Consider the following 20,898-nt stretch of genomic DNA (forward strand, 5'->3'; position numbering starts at 1 on the left):
AATAAAAAGAGTAGCCCTTCATCCCTTTTGGTAGTACAATGAACAGAGATATTGGGAAAATGAAAACACACCCTGGTATATACAACAAGGAGGTTTATCATGCTGCCAGACAGAAAACGGGCTGAGGAAGAACTGGTATGGGCCGGGGAACAGAATCCGGGAATCTGGGTGGACCATTCCAGATATGTGGCCATGGCCTGTGAATATATCGCATCCAGGTGCGGTTGGCTTGACAACGAACACGCCTACGTGGCGGGGCTTCTCCATGACGTGGGCCGGTTTCCGGGCCGGATATCGGAACGCCACCTGATAGAGGGATACCGCAGATGCATGGAGCATGGGTGGGATGAGGCGGCTAAAATCTGCATCAGCCATGCCTTCATGATTCAGGACATAGGGACATCCATCGGCGTATTCGATATGCCTGAGGAGGACCGGCAGTTCATGAAACAATTCATCGAATCAGCGGTGTATGATGATTATGACCGTCTGGTGCAGTTATGCGATTCCCTGGCCCTGCCCAGCGGCTTCTGCCTTCTGGAAAAGCGGTTTGTGGACGTGACCCTGAGATACGGGACGCACCCCTCCACAGTGCCCAGATGGAAGAAGATACTGGGAATCAAGGAGTATTTTGAGGAGCGGATGGGATGCGGGATTTATGACCTGCTTCCAGGCGTCAGGGAGAATACATTCCTGTGAGGAAGCTCAGATAAGGATAAGGTAACAGAAGGAAACATGATAGAGGAAAAGGAGACTGGCTTATATGGTATACACATGTAAAATACCTTCCCCCGCAGGACTTCTCACCCTTTCCAGCAATGGGAAGAGCATAACAGGCCTGTGGATAGAGGGACAGAAATATTATGGAAGCACGCTGGACCGTAACATGCTGGAGCGTATTGACGGCGGGGTGTGGAAGCTTAAGGAATCAGAAAGGGTTCCGGGTCTGTATGAAGAAAAAGCGGAACTTCCCGTGTTTGATGAGGCAAGGACCTGGCTGGATGCATATTTTAAGGGCAAGGAGCCTGGATTCCTTCCAAGCCTTGAACCCCAGGGCAGCGCGTTCCGGCAGATGGTATGGAAGATATTATGTGAAATCCCATATGGCAGAAGCACAACCTACGGCGAAATCGCCAGGAAAGTGGCGGAGTTACTTGGAAGGCCCACCATGTCGGCCCAGGCCGTGGGCGGGGCAGTGGGACATAATCCCATATCCATCATGATTCCCTGCCACCGGGTCATGGGGGCGGACGGCAGCCTTACCGGCTATGCGGCTGGGATGGATGTGAAGAAAATGCTTCTGGAGCTGGAAGGCAGGAGAGGCGAATGATATACACAATCCCGCACTATTATAAACAATTCCGGTGCATCGCATCCGGCTGTACGGATACCTGCTGCGCCGGGTGGGCCATCATGATTGACAGGAAGGCGCTGGAGAACTACCGGCAGATGAAAGGCCCATTTGGAAACCGCCTTTACAACTCCATTGACTGGAAGGAAGCCTCATTCAGGCAGTATGAGGGGCGGTGTGCATTTTTAAATGAAGAAAACCTCTGTGATATCTACGCCGAGACAGGGCCAGAGAACCTTTGCAGGACCTGCCGCACCTATCCAAGACACATTGAGGAGTTTGAGGGATGCAGGGAAATATCCCTGTGCATGTCCTGCATTGAGGCGGCAAAGCTTATCCTGGGCTGTGAGGAGCCGGTGCGGTTCATCACAAAGGAGGACGGGAAGGCGGAATCTTATGAAGATTTTGATTTTTTCCTTTATACAAAGCTGATGGATACACGGGAGCTGGCGTTGTCCTTACTGCAGGACAGGTCAATGGACATCAGCATGCGTATTTCCATATGCCTTGCACTGGCCCATGACCTGGAGCGGCGCATACGGCAGGGGCGCCTGTTTGATGCGGATGCACTGCTCATGCGGTACGCAGGCAGCAGTGATGATTACCGTGCGATACAGGAGCGGGACGGATTTTTCCATAGGAAACTGGCGGATTACCGGATGACCCAGGTGGCGCGTTATGGCATCGTGAAGGAGATGTTCGGGATTTTTAAAGATCTGGAGGTCCTGGGACAGGACTGGCCGGACTTTGCCAGCCGGGCGGACAGGACCCTGTACGGTGAAGGGGAGACTGTGTATGGGGAAATGAGGACGGCGTTCCTGAATGGTCCGGCGGGAAAGAAACTGCCGCTGTGGAGGGAACAGCTCATGGTTTACTTTGTATTTACCTATTTCTGCGGCGCGGTCTATAACAACAGTCCTTTCAGGAAAATGAAAATGGCTGCAGCCTGCACCCTGTTAATTGAGGAACTGGCGCTGGCTGTCTGGCAGCAGAATGGGAGACAGCTGGAATTCCTGGATTTTGTGGATGTTGCCCACTGCTTCTCAAGGGAGGTGGAGCATTCAGATATCAATAAGGGACGCCTGGAGGACTGGATGGCGAAGGGGAAGGCGTTTTCACTGGAACATCTGCTGAACGCGGTGAACAGCTGAATCGGAACTGGGGTAAGAAAGGGGATTGGGGATGTTTGAGGATTCATTCCTGCCCTTAAAAGGAGCGGCTGATTGCCATGGAACATTGGAAGGCCCATTATCGGGATGGGCAGTATGACCTGGATTGTATCATAGAGAATATGTATGGGGATGACGGCGCAGGGCAGCCCCTTTGGATGCGCATGGATAGCGTTGCATTCTGGGCAAAGGATTAGATGGGGAACAGGTTTGGCCTGATGAAACCATCTGCGAAAGTTTTGCCCTTGTGACGACCAGTCGCCGCTTTGAAGCATCGCCTCCGTCGAATTTTTTTGAAAGCTCCCTGTTGTCCATCTGCGGACAGATTGCAGGAATTTATTATTTGTACGTTTCATTCACATAAAATCTGGAAACTCTCAAAAAAGTTTTATAAAAAAATACTATGGGAAAAACTAGATGATATTGAAATGGAGATATCACTTGCCTATATAAAGTTTGGATGAGTGTATAAAATTATGATATTATTTTCACAACAGTAATTGAAAGAAGGAGGAGCCGTGGAACAACAATTTTATGAGCAGATTAAAAGAATTCTTTCTGAAGCCAGAAACAAGGTATATCAAACTGCAAACTTTGCGATGGTGGAAGCGTACTGGAATATAGGGAAAAGTATCGTAGAACAGCAGGGCGGTGAGGAAAAGGCGGAATATGGAGTCCGCCTAATAGCGGAACTATCTAAACAGATGACTACAGATTTTGGAAAGGGATTCACAGTTGCAAATCTTAAAAATATGCGCCAGTTTTATCTTACATTTCCAAAAAGCTACGCACTGCGTAGCGAATTGAGTTGGACACATTATCGCTTGCTTATGCGTGTGGAAAATAAAAACGCGCGCCAGTTCTATATAGAGGAGGCAATAAAGTCAAATTGGAGTACACGGCAGTTGGAAAGGCAAATTAATTCTTTCTTTTATGAAAGGCTGTTATCCAGCCAAAATAAAGAAAAAGTTTCGGAAGAAATCCAGAAATTGGAGGCTGCAAAAGTACCAGAGGATATTATCCGCGATCCATACGTATTAGAGTTTCTGGGATTGAATCCAAAAGACGATTTTTATGAGAGTGATCTTGAAGAAGCGTTGATAACGCATTTGCAAAAGTTTCTCTTAGAATTGGGGAGAGGATTTTCTTTTGTTGCCAGACAGAAGAGGATTACATTTGATGGCCGGCATTTCCGAATAGATCTTGTTTTTTATAATTATATTTTGAAATGTTTTGTATTAATTGATTTAAAAATCGGAGATTTGACACATCAGGATTTGGGGCAAATGCAGATGTATGTCCATTATTACGAACGTGAATTGATGAATGAGGGGGATAATCCACCGATAGGAATTGTACTTTGTGCGGATAAAAGTGAATCTGTAGTAAAGTATACATTGCCAGAAAATGAAACACAGATTTTTGCGTCAAAGTATAATCTATACCTTCCAAGCGAAGAAGAGCTGTCACAGGAATTGCAAAGAGAGTACAGAGCATTGGAATATGATAAAGAAAAATCAAAATAACTTTACTTTAAAGAAAGTGTAATGTAAGATGGGTAAAATTGACGAAGAAATTTACCCCACCATTATGTAATGGAAATACTTTTGCCATGTGGTTATCAGTAAAATGATACTACGGGGCAAAACCCTTACTTTTTGGTAAAAGTCATACGATTTGGAAAAACCTATACCACGGAACAAAAGGCTGCCGTTAGCTTACTTGAGACCGAAAAAGCAGGTTGAAAAAGACACTTGATATGGACGCTTTGTCTAAACTATAGTAAACTGGATGGAGCACTAGCTGAAAATTTGAAATTTGAGGGATGATATGATATTTGAAACGGAGAGGTTGTATTTACGAGAGATGAATCAGTCTGATTTCAAATCTTTATGCAAGATATTACAGGATGAGGAAACTATGTACGCTTACGAAGGAGCGTTTAGTGATACTGAAGTGCAGGAATGGTTGGATAGACAAATTTTCCGTTATCAAAAATGGAACTTTGGATTATGGGCAGTCATCCTTAAACAGACGGATGAAATGATTGGTCAATGTGGACTTACGATGCAGCAGTGGAAAGATGAGGAAGTGCTTGAAATCGGTTATCTTTTTGAACGGCTATACTGGCATAAAGGGTATGCTTCCGAAGCGGCAAAGGCCTGTAAAAAGTATGCGTTTGAAATATTAAAAGCGGATGAAGTCTGCTCTATTATCAGAGATACCAATGTTGCATCTCAAAATGTAGCCATAAGGAACGGTATGACAATGACGGACACATGGACAAAATATTATAAAGGTGTCGATATGCCGCATTACCGCTATATCGTATATCGCTGACGAGTCCGGTCTGCTGAACTGTCAGAACAGACTTATGTGGAGGTATCCATGAACTACATTATCGGTGTACCCGCTCCGCTGAGATCAATCATCGAACAGCTTGAGCTACAGGTATATGTAACGGATTTTGGGAAGAAAAAAGACGACATTGCTTTGGTGGCAGAAGTTGGCACAAAAGTAGTCGGCGCTGTCTGGGTCCGTATTATGAACGATTACGGACATATAGATGATGCGACACCTTCCTTTGCCATTTCCCTGTATAAAGAGTATCGGGGATGGGGAATCGGTACTGCTTTAATGCAGGAAATGCTTTGTATATTAAAACGAAGAGGATATCAACAGGCATCACTTGCTGTACAAAAGGAAAACTATGCCGTGAAATTATACAAAAAAGTGGGATTTGAAATTGTTGATGAGAATGAGGAAGAATATATCATGGTCTGCTATTTTTAGAAAAACGGTTGACTATGCCTTGTTCCGAGGAGGAGTAAAGGACCATGGGAATGCCGGAAAAATAAAGCCTGCCATGTCTGCACCATATGGATTGCTTGCCGTAGGAGGTATTGGTGGTTGGTTTGCTGGCCTTTTTATAGGGAAAAGGAGGTTATCATCAGCAATCGAAAGAAATAATAGATGAAATTGTTAAGGTTAATGAGGTTGAAGAAGTATAATATTTAATTTGGAGATGATTGGAGCATTAGATATGAGCATATATTTTTATGGCTGTATTACGATGGATGGATATCTTGCTGACAAAGCCCATAATTTAGATTGACTTTATCAAACGTAATTTGTAAAACAGATAGACAAAGACAAGAATATCTGGATTATCGGCGGCAACACGATATTGAGGCCTCTGTTGAATAATAACATGGTTGACCATATTATAATGCAGGCTGCACCCGTATTATTGGGGACAGGGATTCCTTTGTTTACGCAAAAAGAGGAATTAAAGCGCTATCGGTTGGAATCCGTAAAAAAATATGGACAGTTTGCAGAATTAGTTTACGAAAAAGGGATAAGATGCGTGTGGAAAATGAACATGCCGTCAGTTCTATACAGAAGAGGCAATCAAATCAAATTGGAGTACACGGCAGCTTGAAAGGCTATAAAAGTGAATCTGTAGTCAGGTATACGTTGCCAGAAAATGAAACATAGATTTTTGCCTCAAAGTATAAGCTATATCTGCCAAGTGAAGAGGAACTGTTACGGGAATTGCAGGGAGGGTATGAAGCATTAGAATATGATAAGAAAAAAGAAAATTAACATTTTGTTTATGACAAAGAGTAATTCCGGTTGGAAAATTATAATGTAGTATAAAACTCCCGTTCCACCGAGGGGAGAATATATGAGGAAAACATGATAGATGAAAACATGCTTTATCAAATGATTTTCAAAAGAAAATCATTCCATCTTTTCAGGAATATTGGGGATGAATCAATTTCTTGGGAGGAAATAAGGGAAATTGAAGAAGTATATCCGTCATTGACACCGCTGTGTCCTGATATTAAAACAGCGGTAAAAGTGCTGCCGGCAAATGAGACAACGTGTAAACGGGGACAGGAATACTGTATCCTGCTGTACAGCGAGAAGAAAGACAATTACCTTCAGAATATAGGATATATCGGCGGGCAGTTGGATTTGTACCTGGTTTCAAAAAACATAGGCACTTTATGGTATGGGATTGGAAAAGCGGAAGAAGGTTTAATCCATGGCCTGGAATTTGTCATCATGATTGCCATTACCAAAATTGATGATGAAAGAAAATTCCGAAAGAACATGTTCAAAAGCAAACGCAGGACCGCAGAGGATATATGGGCGGGAAATATGCTGGCTGATGTGGCTGACATTGTAAGATTTGCTCCCAGTTCCTGCAACACACAGCCGTGGATGGTTGAATGCAATGCGGTTGGTTTGGCGGTTTACAGATACAAAAAAGCTGGTAAGCGTGGAATCATGCCGTCTGATAAGGTGTCTTTTTACAATCGGATTGATATTGGTATTTTCATGTGTTTTTTGGAATTATGTCTTAAGAAGAACGGCATACGTTACAATAAAAGCATCTATGTTGACAAAGGCGGTGATGCCCCCCGGACTTTGAATGCAGTCTACAGATTTGTATAATTTGTATAGATTCCAACCTGCCGGGCTGATAAGCAACATTTTATATAAATGTTACTTTCATACTTGATAATTTTTGTCAACTTTGGTATAATATTACATATGAATTGTTATATCTTTAACAATAAAGGCGGCATGAACATGATGATAACAAGAGAATCCGATTATGCGGTGCGCATGATCCGCGCCCTGAAGGACGGGGAGCAGCTGACCATTGGGCAGATATGCCAGAAGGAGCAGGTGCCGAGGCAGTTTGCCTATAAGATACTAAAGAAGCTGGAAAAAGCCGGGCTGGTGCTTATCCGCAGGGGAGCAGGCGGCGGGTGCAGCCTGGGACAAAGCCTTGATGTGCTTACGCTTTTGGATGTCATACGCGCCACCGACGAGGAATTTTTCCTTAATCCCTGTCTGAGGGAGGGGTACCGCTGTGAGTATGCAGATGGCAGCGGCCATAATTGCACGGTCCATTGCGAACTGGCCAGGGTACAGGCAATCCTGGAGCGGGAGCTGAAGCACAGGACGCTGGCAGAGATGTTTTGCTGACCGGGAATTCCATATCCTTTTTTAATACCAACCTTATTTTTTGTTTAGAAAGTGGATTATTTTTGTCCACTTTATGATATACATAATTTTATTTTTTTAATCCAAACCCACAGTTCCATTCAAAACTTCAACAGGAGGTATTTACCATGAACAATTGTTACAGCTGTACAACCTGCAAAAGCGCAGATAAGCCATTGGAAGGATACATAGCAGGACTTCCGATGGAAACATCCCACCACAGGGTGGAGGGCCAGTCCGTCAAATGCGGCTTCGGGCTTCAGGGCGTCTGCTGCCGCCTCTGCTCCAACGGTCCCTGCCGTATCACCCCGGAAGCGCCCCATGGCATCTGCGGCGCGTCGGCAGACGTAATCGTGGCAAGGAATTTCCTGCGCGCCGTTGCATCCGGATCCGGCTGTTATATCCATGTGATTGAGACCACTGCCCTGAACCTGAAACAGACCGCCCTGGCAAAGGGGGAGATAAAGGGGATGAACGCGTTGAAGCATCTGTGCGGACTCTTCGGGATTCCGGAAAGCGACCCGCACACCGAGGCTGCCGCCGTGGCGCAGGCCGTGCTGGATGATTTATACCTGCCGGATTACGTACCCATGAAGCTGCAGCAGAAGCTGGCTTACGGCCCGCGCCTTGAGAAGTGGAAGGAGCTTGGCATCCTGCCCGGCGGGGCCAAATCCGAGGTCTGCGCAGGTGTGGTCAAATGCTCCACCAACCTGAATTCAGACCCGGTTGACATGCTGCTCCACTGCCTGAAGCTTGGCATATCCACCGGGGTATACGGCCTTATGCTGACCAATCTCCTCAACGATGTCATGCTGGGGGAACCGGAAATCATGCCTGCCCCCGTGGGACTTGGGGTCATTGACCCGGATTACATCAATATCATGATAACAGGCCATCAGCACTCCATTTTCGTGCATCTTCAGGAACAGCTTAAGAAGCCGGAGGTCCAGGAACTGGCCAGATCAGCCGGGGCAAAGGGCTTCCGCCTGGTGGGCTGCACCTGCGTGGGCCAGGATTTACAGCTGCGCGGCGTGCATTACCAGGATATATTCAGCGGTCATGCAGGCAACAACTACACCAGCGAGGCCGTGCTTGCCACAGGGGCCATTGATGCGGTGCTCAGTGAATTTAACTGCACCCTTCCCGGAATTGAGCCTATCTGTGATTCACTGCACATTAAGCAGATCTGTCTGGACGATGTGGCTAAGAAGCAGAATGCCCAGCTGAAACCATTTGTGTTTGAGGACAGGGAACGCATCAGCAGGGAAATCATAGAGGATGTTCTGGCTTCTTACAGGGAACGCCGGACCATCGTGTCCCTTAACCTCCTTAAGGACCACGGCAACCGGAATACCATTACCGGTGTCAGCGAGGTTTCCCTGAAGAAGTTCCTGGGGGACAGCTGGAAACCGCTCATTGACCTGATTGCATCCGGCGACATCAAGGGGATTGCAGGGGTGGTGGGATGCTCCAACCTGACAGCCGGAGGCCATGATGTGCTGACCGTGGACCTGACAAAGGAACTGATTGCCAGGGACATCCTGGTACTTACCGCAGGATGTTCATCAGGGGGCCTGGAAAACTGCGGCCTTATGACGCCTGAGGCAGCAGAGCTTGCAGGACCGAAGCTTAAGGCTGTCTGTCAGTCCCTTGGGATTCCTCCGGTGCTCAACTTCGGGCCATGTCTTGCCATCGGCAGGCTGGAGATGGTGGCAACCGAGCTTGCATCCGCCCTTGGGGTGGATATCCCCCAGCTTCCCCTGGTGCTCTCCGCCGCCCAGTGGCTGGAAGAACAGGCCCTGGCCGACGGCGCCTTTGGCCTGGCTTTGGGGCTTCCCCTTCATCTGGGGCTTCCTCCCTTCATAACAGGCAGCAGCCTGGTGACCAAGGTCCTTACACAGGATATGAAGGCCCTTACCGGAGGCCAGGTCATTGTGAACAGCGATGCAGTGGAAACAGCGGGGATATTGGAACAGATCATTGAAGAAAAACGGAAAGCGCTGAATATATAGGAGGGGTGGCTATGAAACGAATATGGATTGACGCCTGCAAGTGCGATGGCTGCCTGAACTGCACACTTGCCTGTATGAATGCCCACAGGGCGGATAAAGGCAGCATATATGACCTTAATCTGGCGGACCCGTCCAATGAGAGCCGCAATTTCATCCACCGGCAGCCGGACGGCACTTACCGTCCCGTGTTCTGCCGCCACTGTGATGAGCCGGAATGTGTAAACTCCTGCATGAGCGGCGCATTAAGTAAGAACCCGGAAACAGGGATTGTTGAGTATGACGAAAAACGCTGTGCCGGCTGTTTCATGTGTGTGATGAACTGTCCCTTCGGTGTGCTGAAGCCGGACAGCACAACTAAAAGCCGGATCATCAAGTGCGATTTCTGCAAGGACAGCGGCAGTGAGCCAAGCTGCGTCAAGGCATGTCCCAAAAAGGCAATCTGGGTAGAGGAGGTGCAGTCATGAGATATGTGGTTGTAGGAGCCGGCGCAGCCGGGATCAGCGCGGCAAGGACGCTGCGCCAGCTGGACCGGGAAGGGCAGATTGTCCTGGTGTCCAAAGATGAAAAAGTCCATTCCCGCTGTATGCTGCACAAATATCTGGGAGGCCAGAGGACGGCAGAGGAGATAGACTTTGCGCCGCCGGGTTTCTTTGAGTCCCAGGGCATTGACTGGATTGCAGGTAAGGCCATGACAGGGCTTCACTGTGATGAAGAAACGGTTGAACTGGACGATGGGACATTGATACCATATGACAGGCTTTTGATATGCAGCGGGGCGTACTATCTGGTTCCCCCCGTGCCGGGGCTCAGGGAGGCAAACAATGTATTCGGGTTCCGCGACCTGTCAGACGCAGAGGCGGTTAAAAATGCCGCAGGGCCTGGGAAAAAGGCTGTCATCGTAGGTTCCGGCCTGGTGGGCATGGACGCCGCCTATGCGCTTCTGGAACAGGGGATAAACCCTGTGATCGTGGAGATGGCGGACCGCATCCTTCCGCTGCAGCTGGATGCCCCGGCGGCAGCCGAATACCAGAAACTGTTTGAAACCCATGGATGCAGGTTCCGGCTGTCGGCCAAGGCCTCAGGAACACGTCTGGATGCGGACGGGAATGTGCAGGCCCTGATCCTTGACAGCGGGGAAGAGCTGGAATGTGATTTCATCATAGTGGCGGCAGGGGTCCGTCCGGAAATCCGTTTCCTGGAAAACTGCAAGATTGAGACCGGAAGGGCCATAACCGTGAACCAGTACATGGAAACCACGGTTCCCCATGTCTATGGGGCCGGGGATGTCTGCGGCCTGTCCGGGATCTGGCCCAATGCAATGAAGCAGGGAGTGACCGCGGCCAGGAACATGTGCGGCATCCCCACGGTTTATGACGATACCTATGCCATGAAGAACACCATGAATTTCTTTGGCCTGCCCGCCCTCTGTATCGGCGATATCAACTGTGCGGGTGACAACACCCAGGTCATCACGGAGGAAGACAGGCACAATTACAGGAAGGCCCTGGTGGAGGATGGAATCCTCAAAAGCATCCTTCTGTTAGGCGACATATCGGGAAGCGGTATCTACCAGTACCTGATTAAGAACCGGATAAAGCTGCCTGTCACCGGCCGGGACATTTTCCGCCTTTCCTTTGCGGACTTTTACGGGTTTGACAAGACGGACGGCAAATATGCCTGGAACTGCCTATAAGTCCTCCAGATACCAGGTCCCTTCCAGGAATTCAGCCGGAACCCCGGCCTTGGAAAAATATCCGGTCATGGCCATGCAGGCAAACTTTTCCGTGGAATAGTGGGTTGCCCCGATGACGTTGACCCCATGGTTCCCGGCCAGCCTGTGGAATTCCAGGGTCGGCTCAAAGTGGGGCAGGGGCTTGGTGAAGCCGGTGATATAGCAGTGGATATCCTTCTGTGCAAGTTCGGTAATGACAAATGGGTAGCTTCCGCCGCCTGCGGCAATGGCTACCCTGCCGTCCTTGATGGACGGTTCCCCGTATGGGTACAGCTTTGCGTCATGCCCCACCGTGCGGGCCACCAGGTCCTTAAGTTCCAGAACGGAGGACATTCCGGTCTGGCAGATCACACCCACCTGGGTATGTCCATCATACTGGCAGAAGGGTTCCACAATCCGCAGGCCCAGCGCCTTCGCAAGACTGACAGAAGTGGAATATTCACCATACTGGTCCAGGGGCGTGTGCAGCATATAGAATGAAATCCGCCGCTTTTTCATTTCCCTAAGATAATCCAGGGGAATGTCATGGAATGGAAAACCCTCATCGGATGCAATATATCCCATTGCATGATGGGCGAACAGCAGCACATCCGTCTCATTCCTTTTAAAAATCTCATCCAGGATTGCCCTGTCGGGAAATGTGGCTGTATAAACTTTCCGGATCTGTTCTGTATTATCAGCCACCAGTCCCATATACCTGCTTTTAAATTCTGGGAAGATGAAATCATTATCAAGGGACATGAAGCTCCAGTCGTCCTTCATGTCCTTTAAATTAAAATCCAGTTCCAGTTTGCGGTACAGGCTGCGTGAATCCATAAGCGTCCTCCTTGGGTGGTTTTTGATTATTTTGCCTATTCTATCACAAGGCAGGTTCATCTGCAACCTGTAAAATAAAAGAAGGGTATCCGCATGGGGAAGAGGGAAAAGGAAAAAGCGCGGGCCATGGTATGGGTTTCCTGTGAACCCAAACCATGGTCCGCGCTTTTTAAGGTGTAATCCTATTGTAAAACCGTGTGTTCCCCGCTGTCCTCCGACGGCTGGGCTAGAAGGTTCCCGTCCGGATCATAGAAAAAGACCTGGGCCTGTTTCCTGCTTCCTAATATATGATAGGAATGGCAGGCGTCATTTAAGGAATCCGCAAGTGCCAGGCAGTAAGCGGACTTTTCTGACTGTGTGAATCCATTCCAGACAGAGTCATCCACGTAAATATAATAATTGCTGTAATCAACCATGCGTATCTCTTCAATGGACGCATTCTCCTGCACCAGATTGTCCAGGGAGGACTCAAATGCATACCTGTTTGCCGTTGAATGGGTGATGGTCCTGAAACCGATGCCTGATAAAGCGGCGAGTGTGGCAACCATGACCAGGATTGCGGCGGTCATGGCAGTTTTCGTTGTATGGCGGTAGAAATCCACCATTCCTTTATTGCGTACGTAATGTTCCGCCACCTTGATCCTGGTCAGTTCCGGATTATTTTCAGCGTAAAGTTCATATGCAGCCGGACTGCGGCGGAATATCCCCAGTGTAGAAGCCTTCATATGGCGCACCTCCGCTCCTTTTGCCTGTTGGCATGAAAAATATATCTGTTCACAGAATTTTCACATATTTCTATTATTATATTAGCATTTAAGCACAAAAAAGTAAATGAAGACGGGGGGATATTGTTAAAAGTTCACAATTTTGTAAAAAAATTACAGGAAAAGGTATGGTTTTTTTACTTTCATGTATATTTTATTGAGTAAAGAATGGACAATAGTTTCAAATGGTTTTATAATGTACATGATATGGTTTGTGTTTGAAACTTTTTAGCAGGCACAGCCCAACAAGAATTGGAAGGAGAACGAAAATGAGTGAATGTAACCACGACTGCGGTTCCTGCAGCGCCAACTGCGAGAGCCGTACCGTTGATAAAAGTGAATTCCTGGAGGCGCTTAATCCAGCCAGCTCCGTGAAGAAGGTAATTGGTGTGGTCAGCGGCAAAGGAGGGGTGGGAAAGTCCCTGGTAACTTCCATGATGGCTGTCAGCATGAACCGCAAGGGTAAGAAGACAGCAATCCTGGACGCGGATATTACGGGGCCGTCCATCCCCATGGCATTCGGCATCGGCAATGAGGGCGTCATGACTTCGCCGGACGGCAAGCTGATGCTGCCGGCCAGATCCATGGAAGGTGTGGAAATCATGTCCGCCAACTTGCTTCTTGATAAGGATACGGATCCTGTCATCTGGAGAGGGCCTGTGATTGCGGGCGCTGTTAAGCAGTTCTGGTCTGAAACCCTGTGGCAGGACATTGATTACATGTTTGTGGATATGCCTCCCGGGACAGGCGATGTCCCGCTGACCGTATTCCAGTCACTGCCCGTGGATGGCATCATCATCGTCACTTCACCCCAGGAGCTGGTGAGCATGATTGTTGCAAAGGCAGTGAATATGGCCAAGAAGATGGATATCCCCATTGTGGGAATCGTTGAGAATATGAGTTACCTGGAATGTCCTGACTGCAAAAAGCGCATCAGCGTATTCGGCGAAGGCCATGTGGAAGAGGTGGCAAAGGAGCACGGCATACAGGTCCTTGCACAGATTCCCATTGACCCCAGGATTGCCCAGATGGTGGATGCAGGACAGGTTGAGTATCTGGATATGCCGTGGTTTGAACACGCAGTGGAGATAGTCGGGGCAATGTGATGCCTATGATGCGGCAGCATGAGCAGCGGCATCGTACGCAGTGGTTTCATGCGCAGCGGCGTCATATGCAGCGGCGCATGAGGCTATCAGGCAGGATGAATGAGATGAAATAGCAACAGATAATGAGGTGAACCGATGAATATGAACATTAACATGAATCCCAACAGCGAACTTCATCAGTCCATCGTCAATGTGCCGGATCTGGTACAGGTACCGGAAGTCTGGGTGAACCAGGCGCGTCAGTTTCAGCAGGCAATGATGAGGTATACCTGCGCAATCCGTGAAGTGAAGACAAAGCTGGAAGTGCTCAATGATGAATTGTCTGTGAAGAACCAGCGCAATCCCATTGAGATGATTAAGTCCAGGGTGAAGAAACCCGTAAGCATTGTGGAGAAGCTTCAGCGCAGAGGGTTTGAGGTTTCGCTGGATTCAATGGAGAAGAACCTGGATGATGTTGCGGGAATCCGCATCATCTGCTCCTTTGTGGATGATATCTATGAAGTGGCCGACATGCTGGTGCGCCAGGATGACGTGACCGTGATCATGGTCAAGGACTATATTAAGAACCCGAAGCCCAACGGCTACCGGAGTTACCACATGATCATAGAGATTCCTGTGTTTTTCTCCGACAGCAAGAAGCCGATCCGGGTGGAGGTGCAGATCCGCACCATTGCCATGGATTTCTGGGCCAGTTTGGACCATCAGCTGAAGTATAAGAAATCATTTATTGACGACAATGGAGAAATCAGTGAAGAACTCAGAAAGTGCGCAAACGTAATTGCCGAGACAGACCAGAAGATGCTTGAGATACGCAAGCGGATTGAGGCCCAGGGCGTTACGGTACGCAGGGACTGATAACGGGCGGCAGCCCCCAGAGGCAGCTAATATAAGAAATAGGACAGGGTTTCCGTTATGCGGAACCCTGTTTTTCTGTAGAGGCCAAGGGCTGGCGCGTTGGTTCCTGATACCTGAAGGCGCAGGCACTGGCAGCCCTGTCCTGCCAGCATGGACATGATGTGATATAAAAACCATGTCCCCAGCCCCTTCTGGCGATGTTGGGGAAGGAGTTCCAGCCCATAGAGGTAGGCGCCGGTTCCATGGACTGCAATCCGGCAGGCGCCCGCGGGAAGGCTGTCACGGTCCGGATGGGGAGCGGGACATGGTTTGGCCGGAGCAGGGGAAGTGCGGTCAGAAGAAACCTGATTTGCGGAAATCCCCAGGGAGGAATTCAATCCGGTGGAAATCCCCAGGGAGGAATTCAATCCGGTGGAAATCCCCAGGGAGGAATTCAATTCGGAGGAACCCCCCAGGGAGGAATCCAATCCGGAGAAAATCCACATGGCCAGGGACATTTCCCCATCCTCCGTTATGGGTTCCGCGGTGACGGAACAGAGGCAGTCCAGGTCCTGCAGCCGCAGTCCGCCCCTTGCCTGGGAGAGGTCTGCCTCCATCATGTATTCATCATATAAGAATTCCGCATCCAGATGCCTGAGCGTCTTAAGGGTGTCCGGGCACCGGTTGTCCGTGACAAAGCACAGGTCAGGTTCGCCTTCCTCCTGGCTGTCCCTGCACACCTGTTCCAGCAGCGCATGGAAATGCCCCTGATTACGGCAGTCCGGCCGGGTAAATGCACTGCATTCCCAGGAGGAACCATCCATCTGATAGGCTGCGAAAAATGCATCCATACGGTTGCCGTCCCCATATAAAAGCCAGAAATGATCCCCGTCCTCCGGGCAGGACAGGACGGTGCCGTCTGTCTGGCGGCAGAGTCCGGTGATGGCGTGTATGTCTTTGGCCTGTTCCTGGGATAATGATGGGGTATGGATTATTTTCATGGCGTTTTTCCTTTCTTTTTCCAGTCTGGCCGGAAGGCGGATGCGGTTGCCTGATATCTTCTTATTGTAGGGGATGGGAGGGGAAAATGCAATGGTGCAGGATTGTATTTCTTGTGTATTTCTCAATCTACGGGTTGAATCTGTAAAAACCGGGTGGTAGAATAAAAGCCATGTGCGGAGCAGATTCGACATTTCTCCGGCAAAAGCATCAGAAGGAAGGCATAAAGATGAAATATGTAAAACAGATTGGAATTGTTCTGGGCATTACCATGGCTGGCGAGATCCTGTACCAGGTGCTGCCCCTGCCTGTCCCGGCAGGCGTGTATGGGCTGTTTATCATGCTGGCAGCACTTATGGGCGGGGCAGTGAAACTGGAAAGCGTGGAGGGAACCGGCAATTTCCTCATGGACACCATGACCATGATGTTCATACCAGCCACCGTGGGGATTGTGGAATCCATAGCCGAGGTCAGGGCCGTGCTTCTCCCCTTCCTTGTAATCATAGCAGTCAGCACTATACTGGTCATGATCGTGACCGGACGGATGGCCCAGTGGGTCATGGGGCGCAGGGAAGCAAAGCAGGAAGCCAAAGGAGGAAATGCAGCATGAGCAGCATAAGGGATAGTATCCGTCTAATATTAGAACAGTCCCAGTATTTTGGCCTGGTCCTCAGCATCGGGGCCTATCTGTTTGCCTGCTGGCTGAAGAAAAGGACCGGACTGGCAATCCTGAATCCGCTGCTGGTATCCGCCGCACTGATCATTGCCTGTATATTTGGAGTAGGAATGGATTATGAAACATATAATAAGGGTGCATCCTATCTGAGCTGGCTTCTGACTCCGGCCACCGTATGCCTTGCAATCCCGCTATATAAGCAGCTGCATCTGCTGAAACAGCATGGGGATGCGGTTATCCTTGGAATCACGGCCGGGGTGGTCACCAGCGCGGTCAGTGTTTTCCTGCTGTGCCGGGTCCTGGGACTGACCCATACCCACTATGTGACCCTGCTGCCAAAGTCCATTACCACTGCAATCGGTATGGGGGTCAGCCAGGAGGCAGGAGGCATCGTGACCCTGACAGTCATGAGTATCGTGCTCACCGGGGTCCTGGGCAATATGGCCGGGGAATCCATATTAAGGCTGGCCAGGATACATCATCCGGTGGCAAAGGGGCTGGCCCTTGGAACCAGCGCCCATGCGGTGGGGACAGCCAAGGCCCTGGAACTGGGAGAAATCGAAGGCGCCATGAGCAGCCTTTCCATTGCAGTGGCAGGTCTGATGACCGTGATTGTGGTGCCGCTGGCGGCGAATCTTATAAAATAATAATGGAAGATTACGTATGGAAGGTAATGTAAAAGATAACCAGGGAAACAGTTAAACACACATTAGGTAAGAAGGGAGCGTGGCCGCATGAAGAAGCGCAGTGAAGTGGAAATCAAGGACACATGGAAATTGGAGGATATGGTTGCCAGCGACAGCCGGTGGGAGCAGTTGTTTGAGGAGGCGTCCTCCAAGGTAAAGCAGTATGCAGATTACAAGGGAAGACTGGATGAATCCGCGGATACGCTGTACGCGTGCCTGAAGTTTGATGATGAGATATCAAGGGAGACGGAACTTCTCTATGTATATTCCAGGATGCGCTCCGACCAGGATACCGCAGACCAGAAATACCAGGATATGTTTTCCAGGGCCCAGTCCCTGTCCTATAAGGCGTCTGAGTACTCCTCCTATATTGTGCCGGAAATCCTTTCCATGCCAGAGGAAAAGCTGGATGCATACATGAAGGCGGACAATGGAATCAGCCATTTTAAGCGTGCGCTGGAGATGGTGCTTAATAAAAGGGAGCATACCCTTTCCGGGGAGATGGAGGAGCTGCTGGCCCAGTCCTATGATGCCACCCAGGGGGCCAGCCAGATATTTACCATGTTCAACAATGCGGATGTGAAGTTCCCTGTAATCACAGGGGAGAACGGGGAGGCTGTGCAGATAACCCACGGCAACTACATTTCCCTGATGGAGAACCAGGACCGCAGGATCAGGAAGGATGCCTTTGAAGGGCTTTACAGCGTATATGCCCAGTACTCCAACACCCTGGCGGCTGCATTTTCCACCAATATCAAGCAGGCCGTGTTCTATGCAAGGGCGAAGAAGTATGAATCTAGCAGACAGTACTACCTGGCTGGGAATGAGGTCCCGGAACTGGTCTATGATAACCTTGTCCGGGCGGTCCGGGATAACCTTCCAAAGCTCCACCGCTATGCCGGGGTGCGAAAGAAGCTGCTGGGCGTGGATGAGCTTCATATGTATGACCTGTACGTGCCCATGGTGGCGGAATATGACCGCCGCTATACCTATGAGGAGGCCAGGGCCATTGTGAAGGAAGGCCTGGCGCCCCTGGGTGAGGAATACCTGTCCATCCTCCAGGAAGGCTTTGACAGCCGCTGGATTGATGTGTATGAAAATGAAGGAAAAAGGAGCGGGGCGTATTCCTGGGGAACCTATGGCAGCCACCCTTACGTGCTCCTTAACTTCCACGGCACGCTCAACGACGTGTTTACGCTGGCCCATGAGATGGGACACTCCATCCACAGCTGGTATTCCGATAAGAACCAGCCGTTTACCTATGCCGGATATAAGATATTTGTGGCGGAAGTGGCTTCCACCTGCAATGAGGCGCTTTTAATCCGCCATCTGCTTAAAAAGGCGGGGAGCAGGGAGGAAAAGGCATATCTGCTGAATCATTTCCTGGAAAGCTTTAGGGGGACCCTGTTCCGCCAGACCATGTTTGCTGAGTTCGAGGACATGGCCCATAAGAAAGGGGCCGCAGGGGAAAGCCTGACAGCGCAGAGCCTCTGCCGGATGTACCGCCAGCTGAATGTGGACTACTTTGGGCCGGAAATGAAGGTGGATGCCCAGATTGACTATGAATGGGAGAGGATACCCCACTTCTATACCCCATTTTATGTGTACCAGTATGCCACCGGGTTTTCCGCGGCAGTGGCAATCAGCAGCCGGATCATGAAGGGGGAAGAGGGCGCGCTGGAGGGCTATAAGAAATTCTTAAGCGGCGGCTGTTCCATGACGCCCATCGAACTGTTAAAGCTGTGCGGCGTGGATATGTCCACCACCAGGCCGGTGGATGAGGCGCTGGCATTCTTTGGGGAACTTCTGGATGAATTTGAGGGATTGAGATGAGTCAGGATACGGTAAGTGAAAACGCCTCAGGGCGTCAGTTAAAGAAACAGGTTGACCTGACGGAAGGGAGTCCGGGGAAGAGCCTGCTGATGTTTGCATTTCCCATGATCCTGGGCAACCTGTTCCAGCAGTTTTACAATATGGCGGATTCCATGATTGTGGGCAACTTCGTGGGTGAGGATGCACTGGCGGCAGTGGGTGCATCCTATGCCCTGACCAATGTGTTCATCATGATTGCCATTGGAGGCGGAAACGGGGCCTCGGTGCTGACATCCCAGTATCTGGGCGCCAGGCAGCATGGAAAGATGAAGACATCCATTTCCACTGCCCTTATCACCTTCCTGGCCGTAAGCCTGGTGTTGTTGGGCGTGGGATTTGCCATGAACGGGACAATCCTGACAGCCCTCAATACGCCGGAAAACATAATGGGACAGGCCAGGCTGTACCTGGGGATTTATTTCCTGGGACTGCCGTTCCTGTTCATGTATAATGTGCTGGCAGCCATATTCAATGCCCTGGGTGATTCCAGGACGCCCCTGTATCTTTTGATATTTTCCTCCATCCTGAACGTGGTCCTGGATATCATCTCCGTCACATGGTTGGGCATGGGCGTGGACGGCGTTGCCATTGCCACGGTCATGGCCCAGGGAATCTCCGCGCTGATTTCCTTCAGCCTGCTGTTAAAGAAGCTGAAGGGCTATGAACGTTCACGGGAGGATGTTTTCCGGTTCTATGACAGGGCCATGCTGGGTTCAGGTACCAGGATTGCGGTGCCGTCCATCCTGCAGCAGTCCATTGTCTCCATCGGAATGCTGCTGGTACAGTCGGTTGTCAATGGATTCGGCTCCGCCGCCCTGGCCGGATACTCCGCCGGAAGCCGGATTGAATCCATCTGCGTGGTGCCCATGATTGCCACGGGCAATGCCGTGTCAACCTTCACGGCACAGAACATTGGCGCGGGAAAGCTGGAGCGTGTAAGGAAAGGCTACCGTGCAAGCTACCGGATCATATTGGGGTTTGCCGTCGTGATTGCGGTGGTGGTATCCCTGTTCAACGGCCCGGTGATTGCCTCCTTCCTGGGCGGGGACATGAGCCCGGAGGCATATGCCGCAGGCACGGGATATCTGTCCTTCATCGCATACTTCTTCCTGTTCATTGGGCTAAAGGCAGTGACGGACGGCGTGCTGCGCGGTTCCGGCGACGTGCTGGTATTCACCATTGCCAACCTGGTCAACTTAGGGATACGTGTCTACGCAGCCTTCCATTTTGCTCCTGTGTGGGGCGTTGCGGCTGTATGGTATGCGGTGCCCATGGGCTGGATTGCCAACTATGTGATTTCCTTTAGCCGGTATATGACAGGGAAGTGGAAGGATAGGAGGGTGATATAGGATGGGGAAGATTGAATTAAGAAAATGGACTGTCAATGACAAGGAAAGCCTTATGGCAATATGTAATGCGGCTGACCGGAGCTATCTGACCGGCCGCCTTCCGTTTCCCTATACGGAGGCGGATGCAGACTGGTGGCTTAAGATGGTGGAGGGACACGATGGGAAAGACGGCATTTTCCGCTCTGTCTCAGTGGATGGGATGATTGTGGGGAATATTTCCGTTGAACAGAAATCAGATGTTTATGGGAAGGATGCGGAAATCGGATATCTGCTCATTACGGAAAAATGGTCACAGGGAATCATGACCGAAGCAGTGGGACAGATATGTGATATCGCATTTTCCTCATTGGATATCATCCGTATTACCGGGCTGGTCTATGAACCCAACAGCGGTTCACGCCGGGTACTGGAGAAGAACGGGTTTTTGCTGGAGGGAATACTGAAGAATGCAGTTGTAAAAGAAGGACGGGTTTATGATCTTTGCATTTATGGGAAGCTGAAATAAGCCCG

At 49.8% G+C, this 20,898-nt stretch carries 24 protein-coding genes; 21 read left to right on the forward strand and 3 right to left on the reverse strand.

Annotated features, from left to right (window positions below; translation table 11 throughout):
* Positions 1–99: 99 nt before the first annotated feature.
* The 14 genes from LK536_RS38960 to LK536_RS39025 all read left to right on the forward strand — a co-directional run bounded on the left by LK536_RS38960 (position 100) and on the right by LK536_RS39025 (position 11,247).
* On the forward strand, positions 100–699 hold the full coding sequence (locus LK536_RS38960) for an HD domain-containing protein (RefSeq protein WP_008717619.1): 600 nt from the start codon (positions 100–102) through the stop codon (positions 697–699).
* A 64-nt stretch (positions 700–763) separates the two neighbouring features.
* On the forward strand, positions 764–1,330 hold the full coding sequence (locus LK536_RS38965) for a methylated-DNA--[protein]-cysteine S-methyltransferase (protein WP_227795500.1): 567 nt from the start codon (positions 764–766) through the stop codon (positions 1,328–1,330).
* Entirely contained in the window at positions 1,327–2,502 is a 1,176-nt protein-coding gene (fliB, locus tag LK536_RS38970; protein ID WP_227795499.1) for a flagellin lysine-N-methylase, read from the forward strand. Before LK536_RS38965 ends, fliB begins: the two co-directional genes overlap by 4 nt.
* Positions 2,503–2,579: 77 nt before the next feature.
* Positions 2,580–2,717 (forward strand): hypothetical protein, encoded by a 138-nt coding sequence (locus LK536_RS38975; protein WP_165443070.1) that lies wholly within the window; start codon positions 2,580–2,582, stop codon positions 2,715–2,717.
* A 321-nt stretch (positions 2,718–3,038) separates the two neighbouring features.
* Entirely contained in the window at positions 3,039–4,046 is a 1,008-nt protein-coding gene (locus LK536_RS38980; protein WP_227795498.1) for a PDDEXK nuclease domain-containing protein, read from the forward strand.
* Between the two features lie 304 nt (positions 4,047–4,350).
* Positions 4,351–4,860: a GNAT family N-acetyltransferase gene (locus tag LK536_RS38985; protein WP_025486645.1), complete on the forward strand. Its 510-nt coding sequence runs from the start codon at positions 4,351–4,353 to the stop codon at positions 4,858–4,860.
* A 48-nt stretch (positions 4,861–4,908) separates the two neighbouring features.
* Entirely contained in the window at positions 4,909–5,313 is a 405-nt protein-coding gene (locus LK536_RS38990) for a GNAT family N-acetyltransferase (protein WP_025486646.1), read from the forward strand.
* Positions 5,279–5,497 carry a hypothetical protein gene (locus tag LK536_RS38995; RefSeq protein WP_506092111.1) on the forward strand — a complete coding sequence of 73 codons (219 nt, stop codon included), beginning with the start codon at positions 5,279–5,281 and terminating at the stop codon, positions 5,495–5,497. The genes LK536_RS38990 and LK536_RS38995 overlap by 35 nt, the downstream gene beginning before the upstream one ends.
* Before the next feature lie 183 nt (positions 5,498–5,680).
* Positions 5,681–5,962, forward strand: coding sequence for a dihydrofolate reductase family protein (locus LK536_RS39000; protein WP_506092123.1), 282 nt, complete (start codon positions 5,681–5,683; stop codon positions 5,960–5,962).
* Between the two features lie 284 nt (positions 5,963–6,246).
* A complete protein-coding gene (locus LK536_RS39005; RefSeq protein WP_506092124.1) occupies positions 6,247–6,984 on the forward strand; it encodes a nitroreductase family protein in 738 nt (245 codons plus the stop codon).
* A gap of 138 nt (positions 6,985–7,122) precedes the next feature.
* Positions 7,123–7,524: an RrF2 family transcriptional regulator gene (locus tag LK536_RS39010; RefSeq protein WP_130789815.1), complete on the forward strand. Its 402-nt coding sequence runs from the start codon at positions 7,123–7,125 to the stop codon at positions 7,522–7,524.
* Positions 7,525–7,670: 146 nt separating this feature from the next.
* The gene (gene cooS, locus LK536_RS39015) at positions 7,671–9,554 is read left to right on the forward strand and encodes an anaerobic carbon-monoxide dehydrogenase catalytic subunit (protein WP_227795496.1); all 1,884 of its coding nucleotides are present in this window, start codon (positions 7,671–7,673) and stop codon (positions 9,552–9,554) included.
* 11 nt (positions 9,555–9,565) lie between these two features.
* Positions 9,566–10,018, forward strand: coding sequence for a 4Fe-4S dicluster domain-containing protein (locus LK536_RS39020; RefSeq protein ID WP_008717597.1), 453 nt, complete (start codon positions 9,566–9,568; stop codon positions 10,016–10,018).
* Positions 10,015–11,247 carry an NAD(P)/FAD-dependent oxidoreductase gene (locus LK536_RS39025; RefSeq protein WP_227795495.1) on the forward strand — a complete coding sequence of 411 codons (1,233 nt, stop codon included), beginning with the start codon at positions 10,015–10,017 and terminating at the stop codon, positions 11,245–11,247. The genes LK536_RS39020 and LK536_RS39025 overlap by 4 nt, the downstream gene beginning before the upstream one ends.
* Here the strand turns inward: LK536_RS39025 and LK536_RS39030 are convergent.
* Complete coding sequence (locus tag LK536_RS39030) at positions 11,242–12,102, reverse strand: Nif3-like dinuclear metal center hexameric protein (protein WP_227795494.1); 861 nt, start codon at positions 12,100–12,102, stop codon at positions 11,242–11,244. The genes LK536_RS39025 and LK536_RS39030 overlap by 6 nt on opposite strands.
* Before the next feature lie 182 nt (positions 12,103–12,284).
* Positions 12,285–12,827, reverse strand: a complete 543-nt coding sequence (locus LK536_RS39035) for a hypothetical protein (protein WP_025486652.1) — start codon at positions 12,825–12,827, stop codon at positions 12,285–12,287.
* 308 nt (positions 12,828–13,135) lie between these two features.
* Between LK536_RS39035 and LK536_RS39040 the strand changes: the two genes are divergently transcribed.
* Both LK536_RS39040 and LK536_RS39045 read left to right on the forward strand, forming a co-directional pair.
* Positions 13,136–13,972, forward strand: coding sequence for an Mrp/NBP35 family ATP-binding protein (locus tag LK536_RS39040; protein WP_008717589.1), 837 nt, complete (start codon positions 13,136–13,138; stop codon positions 13,970–13,972).
* Between the two features lie 141 nt (positions 13,973–14,113).
* A complete protein-coding gene (locus tag LK536_RS39045; protein WP_040380704.1) occupies positions 14,114–14,827 on the forward strand; it encodes a GTP pyrophosphokinase in 714 nt (237 codons plus the stop codon).
* A gap of 26 nt (positions 14,828–14,853) precedes the next feature.
* Here the strand turns inward: LK536_RS39045 and LK536_RS39050 are convergent, their stop codons facing one another.
* A complete protein-coding gene (locus LK536_RS39050; protein WP_506092112.1) occupies positions 14,854–15,933 on the reverse strand; it encodes a GNAT family N-acetyltransferase in 1,080 nt (359 codons plus the stop codon).
* A 101-nt stretch (positions 15,934–16,034) separates the two neighbouring features.
* Here LK536_RS39050 and LK536_RS39055 point away from each other — a divergent pair, with 101 nt between their 5' ends.
* From LK536_RS39055 to LK536_RS39075, 5 genes are all read left to right on the forward strand, one after another.
* Positions 16,035–16,415, forward strand: a complete 381-nt coding sequence (locus LK536_RS39055; RefSeq protein WP_227795492.1) for a CidA/LrgA family protein — start codon at positions 16,035–16,037, stop codon at positions 16,413–16,415.
* Positions 16,412–17,128: an LrgB family protein gene (locus LK536_RS39060; protein ID WP_051400699.1), complete on the forward strand. Its 717-nt coding sequence runs from the start codon at positions 16,412–16,414 to the stop codon at positions 17,126–17,128. The genes LK536_RS39055 and LK536_RS39060 overlap by 4 nt, the downstream gene beginning before the upstream one ends.
* 87 nt (positions 17,129–17,215) lie before the next feature.
* Positions 17,216–19,000 (forward strand): oligoendopeptidase F, encoded by a 1,785-nt coding sequence (pepF, locus tag LK536_RS39065; RefSeq protein WP_227795491.1) that lies wholly within the window; start codon positions 17,216–17,218, stop codon positions 18,998–19,000.
* Positions 18,997–20,388 (forward strand): MATE family efflux transporter, encoded by a 1,392-nt coding sequence (locus tag LK536_RS39070; RefSeq protein ID WP_227795490.1) that lies wholly within the window; start codon positions 18,997–18,999, stop codon positions 20,386–20,388. The genes pepF and LK536_RS39070 overlap by 4 nt, the downstream gene beginning before the upstream one ends.
* A gap of 1 nt (position 20,389) precedes the next feature.
* Positions 20,390–20,893: a GNAT family N-acetyltransferase gene (locus tag LK536_RS39075; RefSeq protein WP_025486660.1), complete on the forward strand. Its 504-nt coding sequence runs from the start codon at positions 20,390–20,392 to the stop codon at positions 20,891–20,893.
* Positions 20,894–20,898 lie beyond the last annotated feature (5 nt).

Source organism: Clostridium pacaense (assembly GCF_020709765.2).
Lineage (GTDB): Bacteria > Bacillota > Clostridia > Lachnospirales > Lachnospiraceae > Enterocloster > Enterocloster hominis.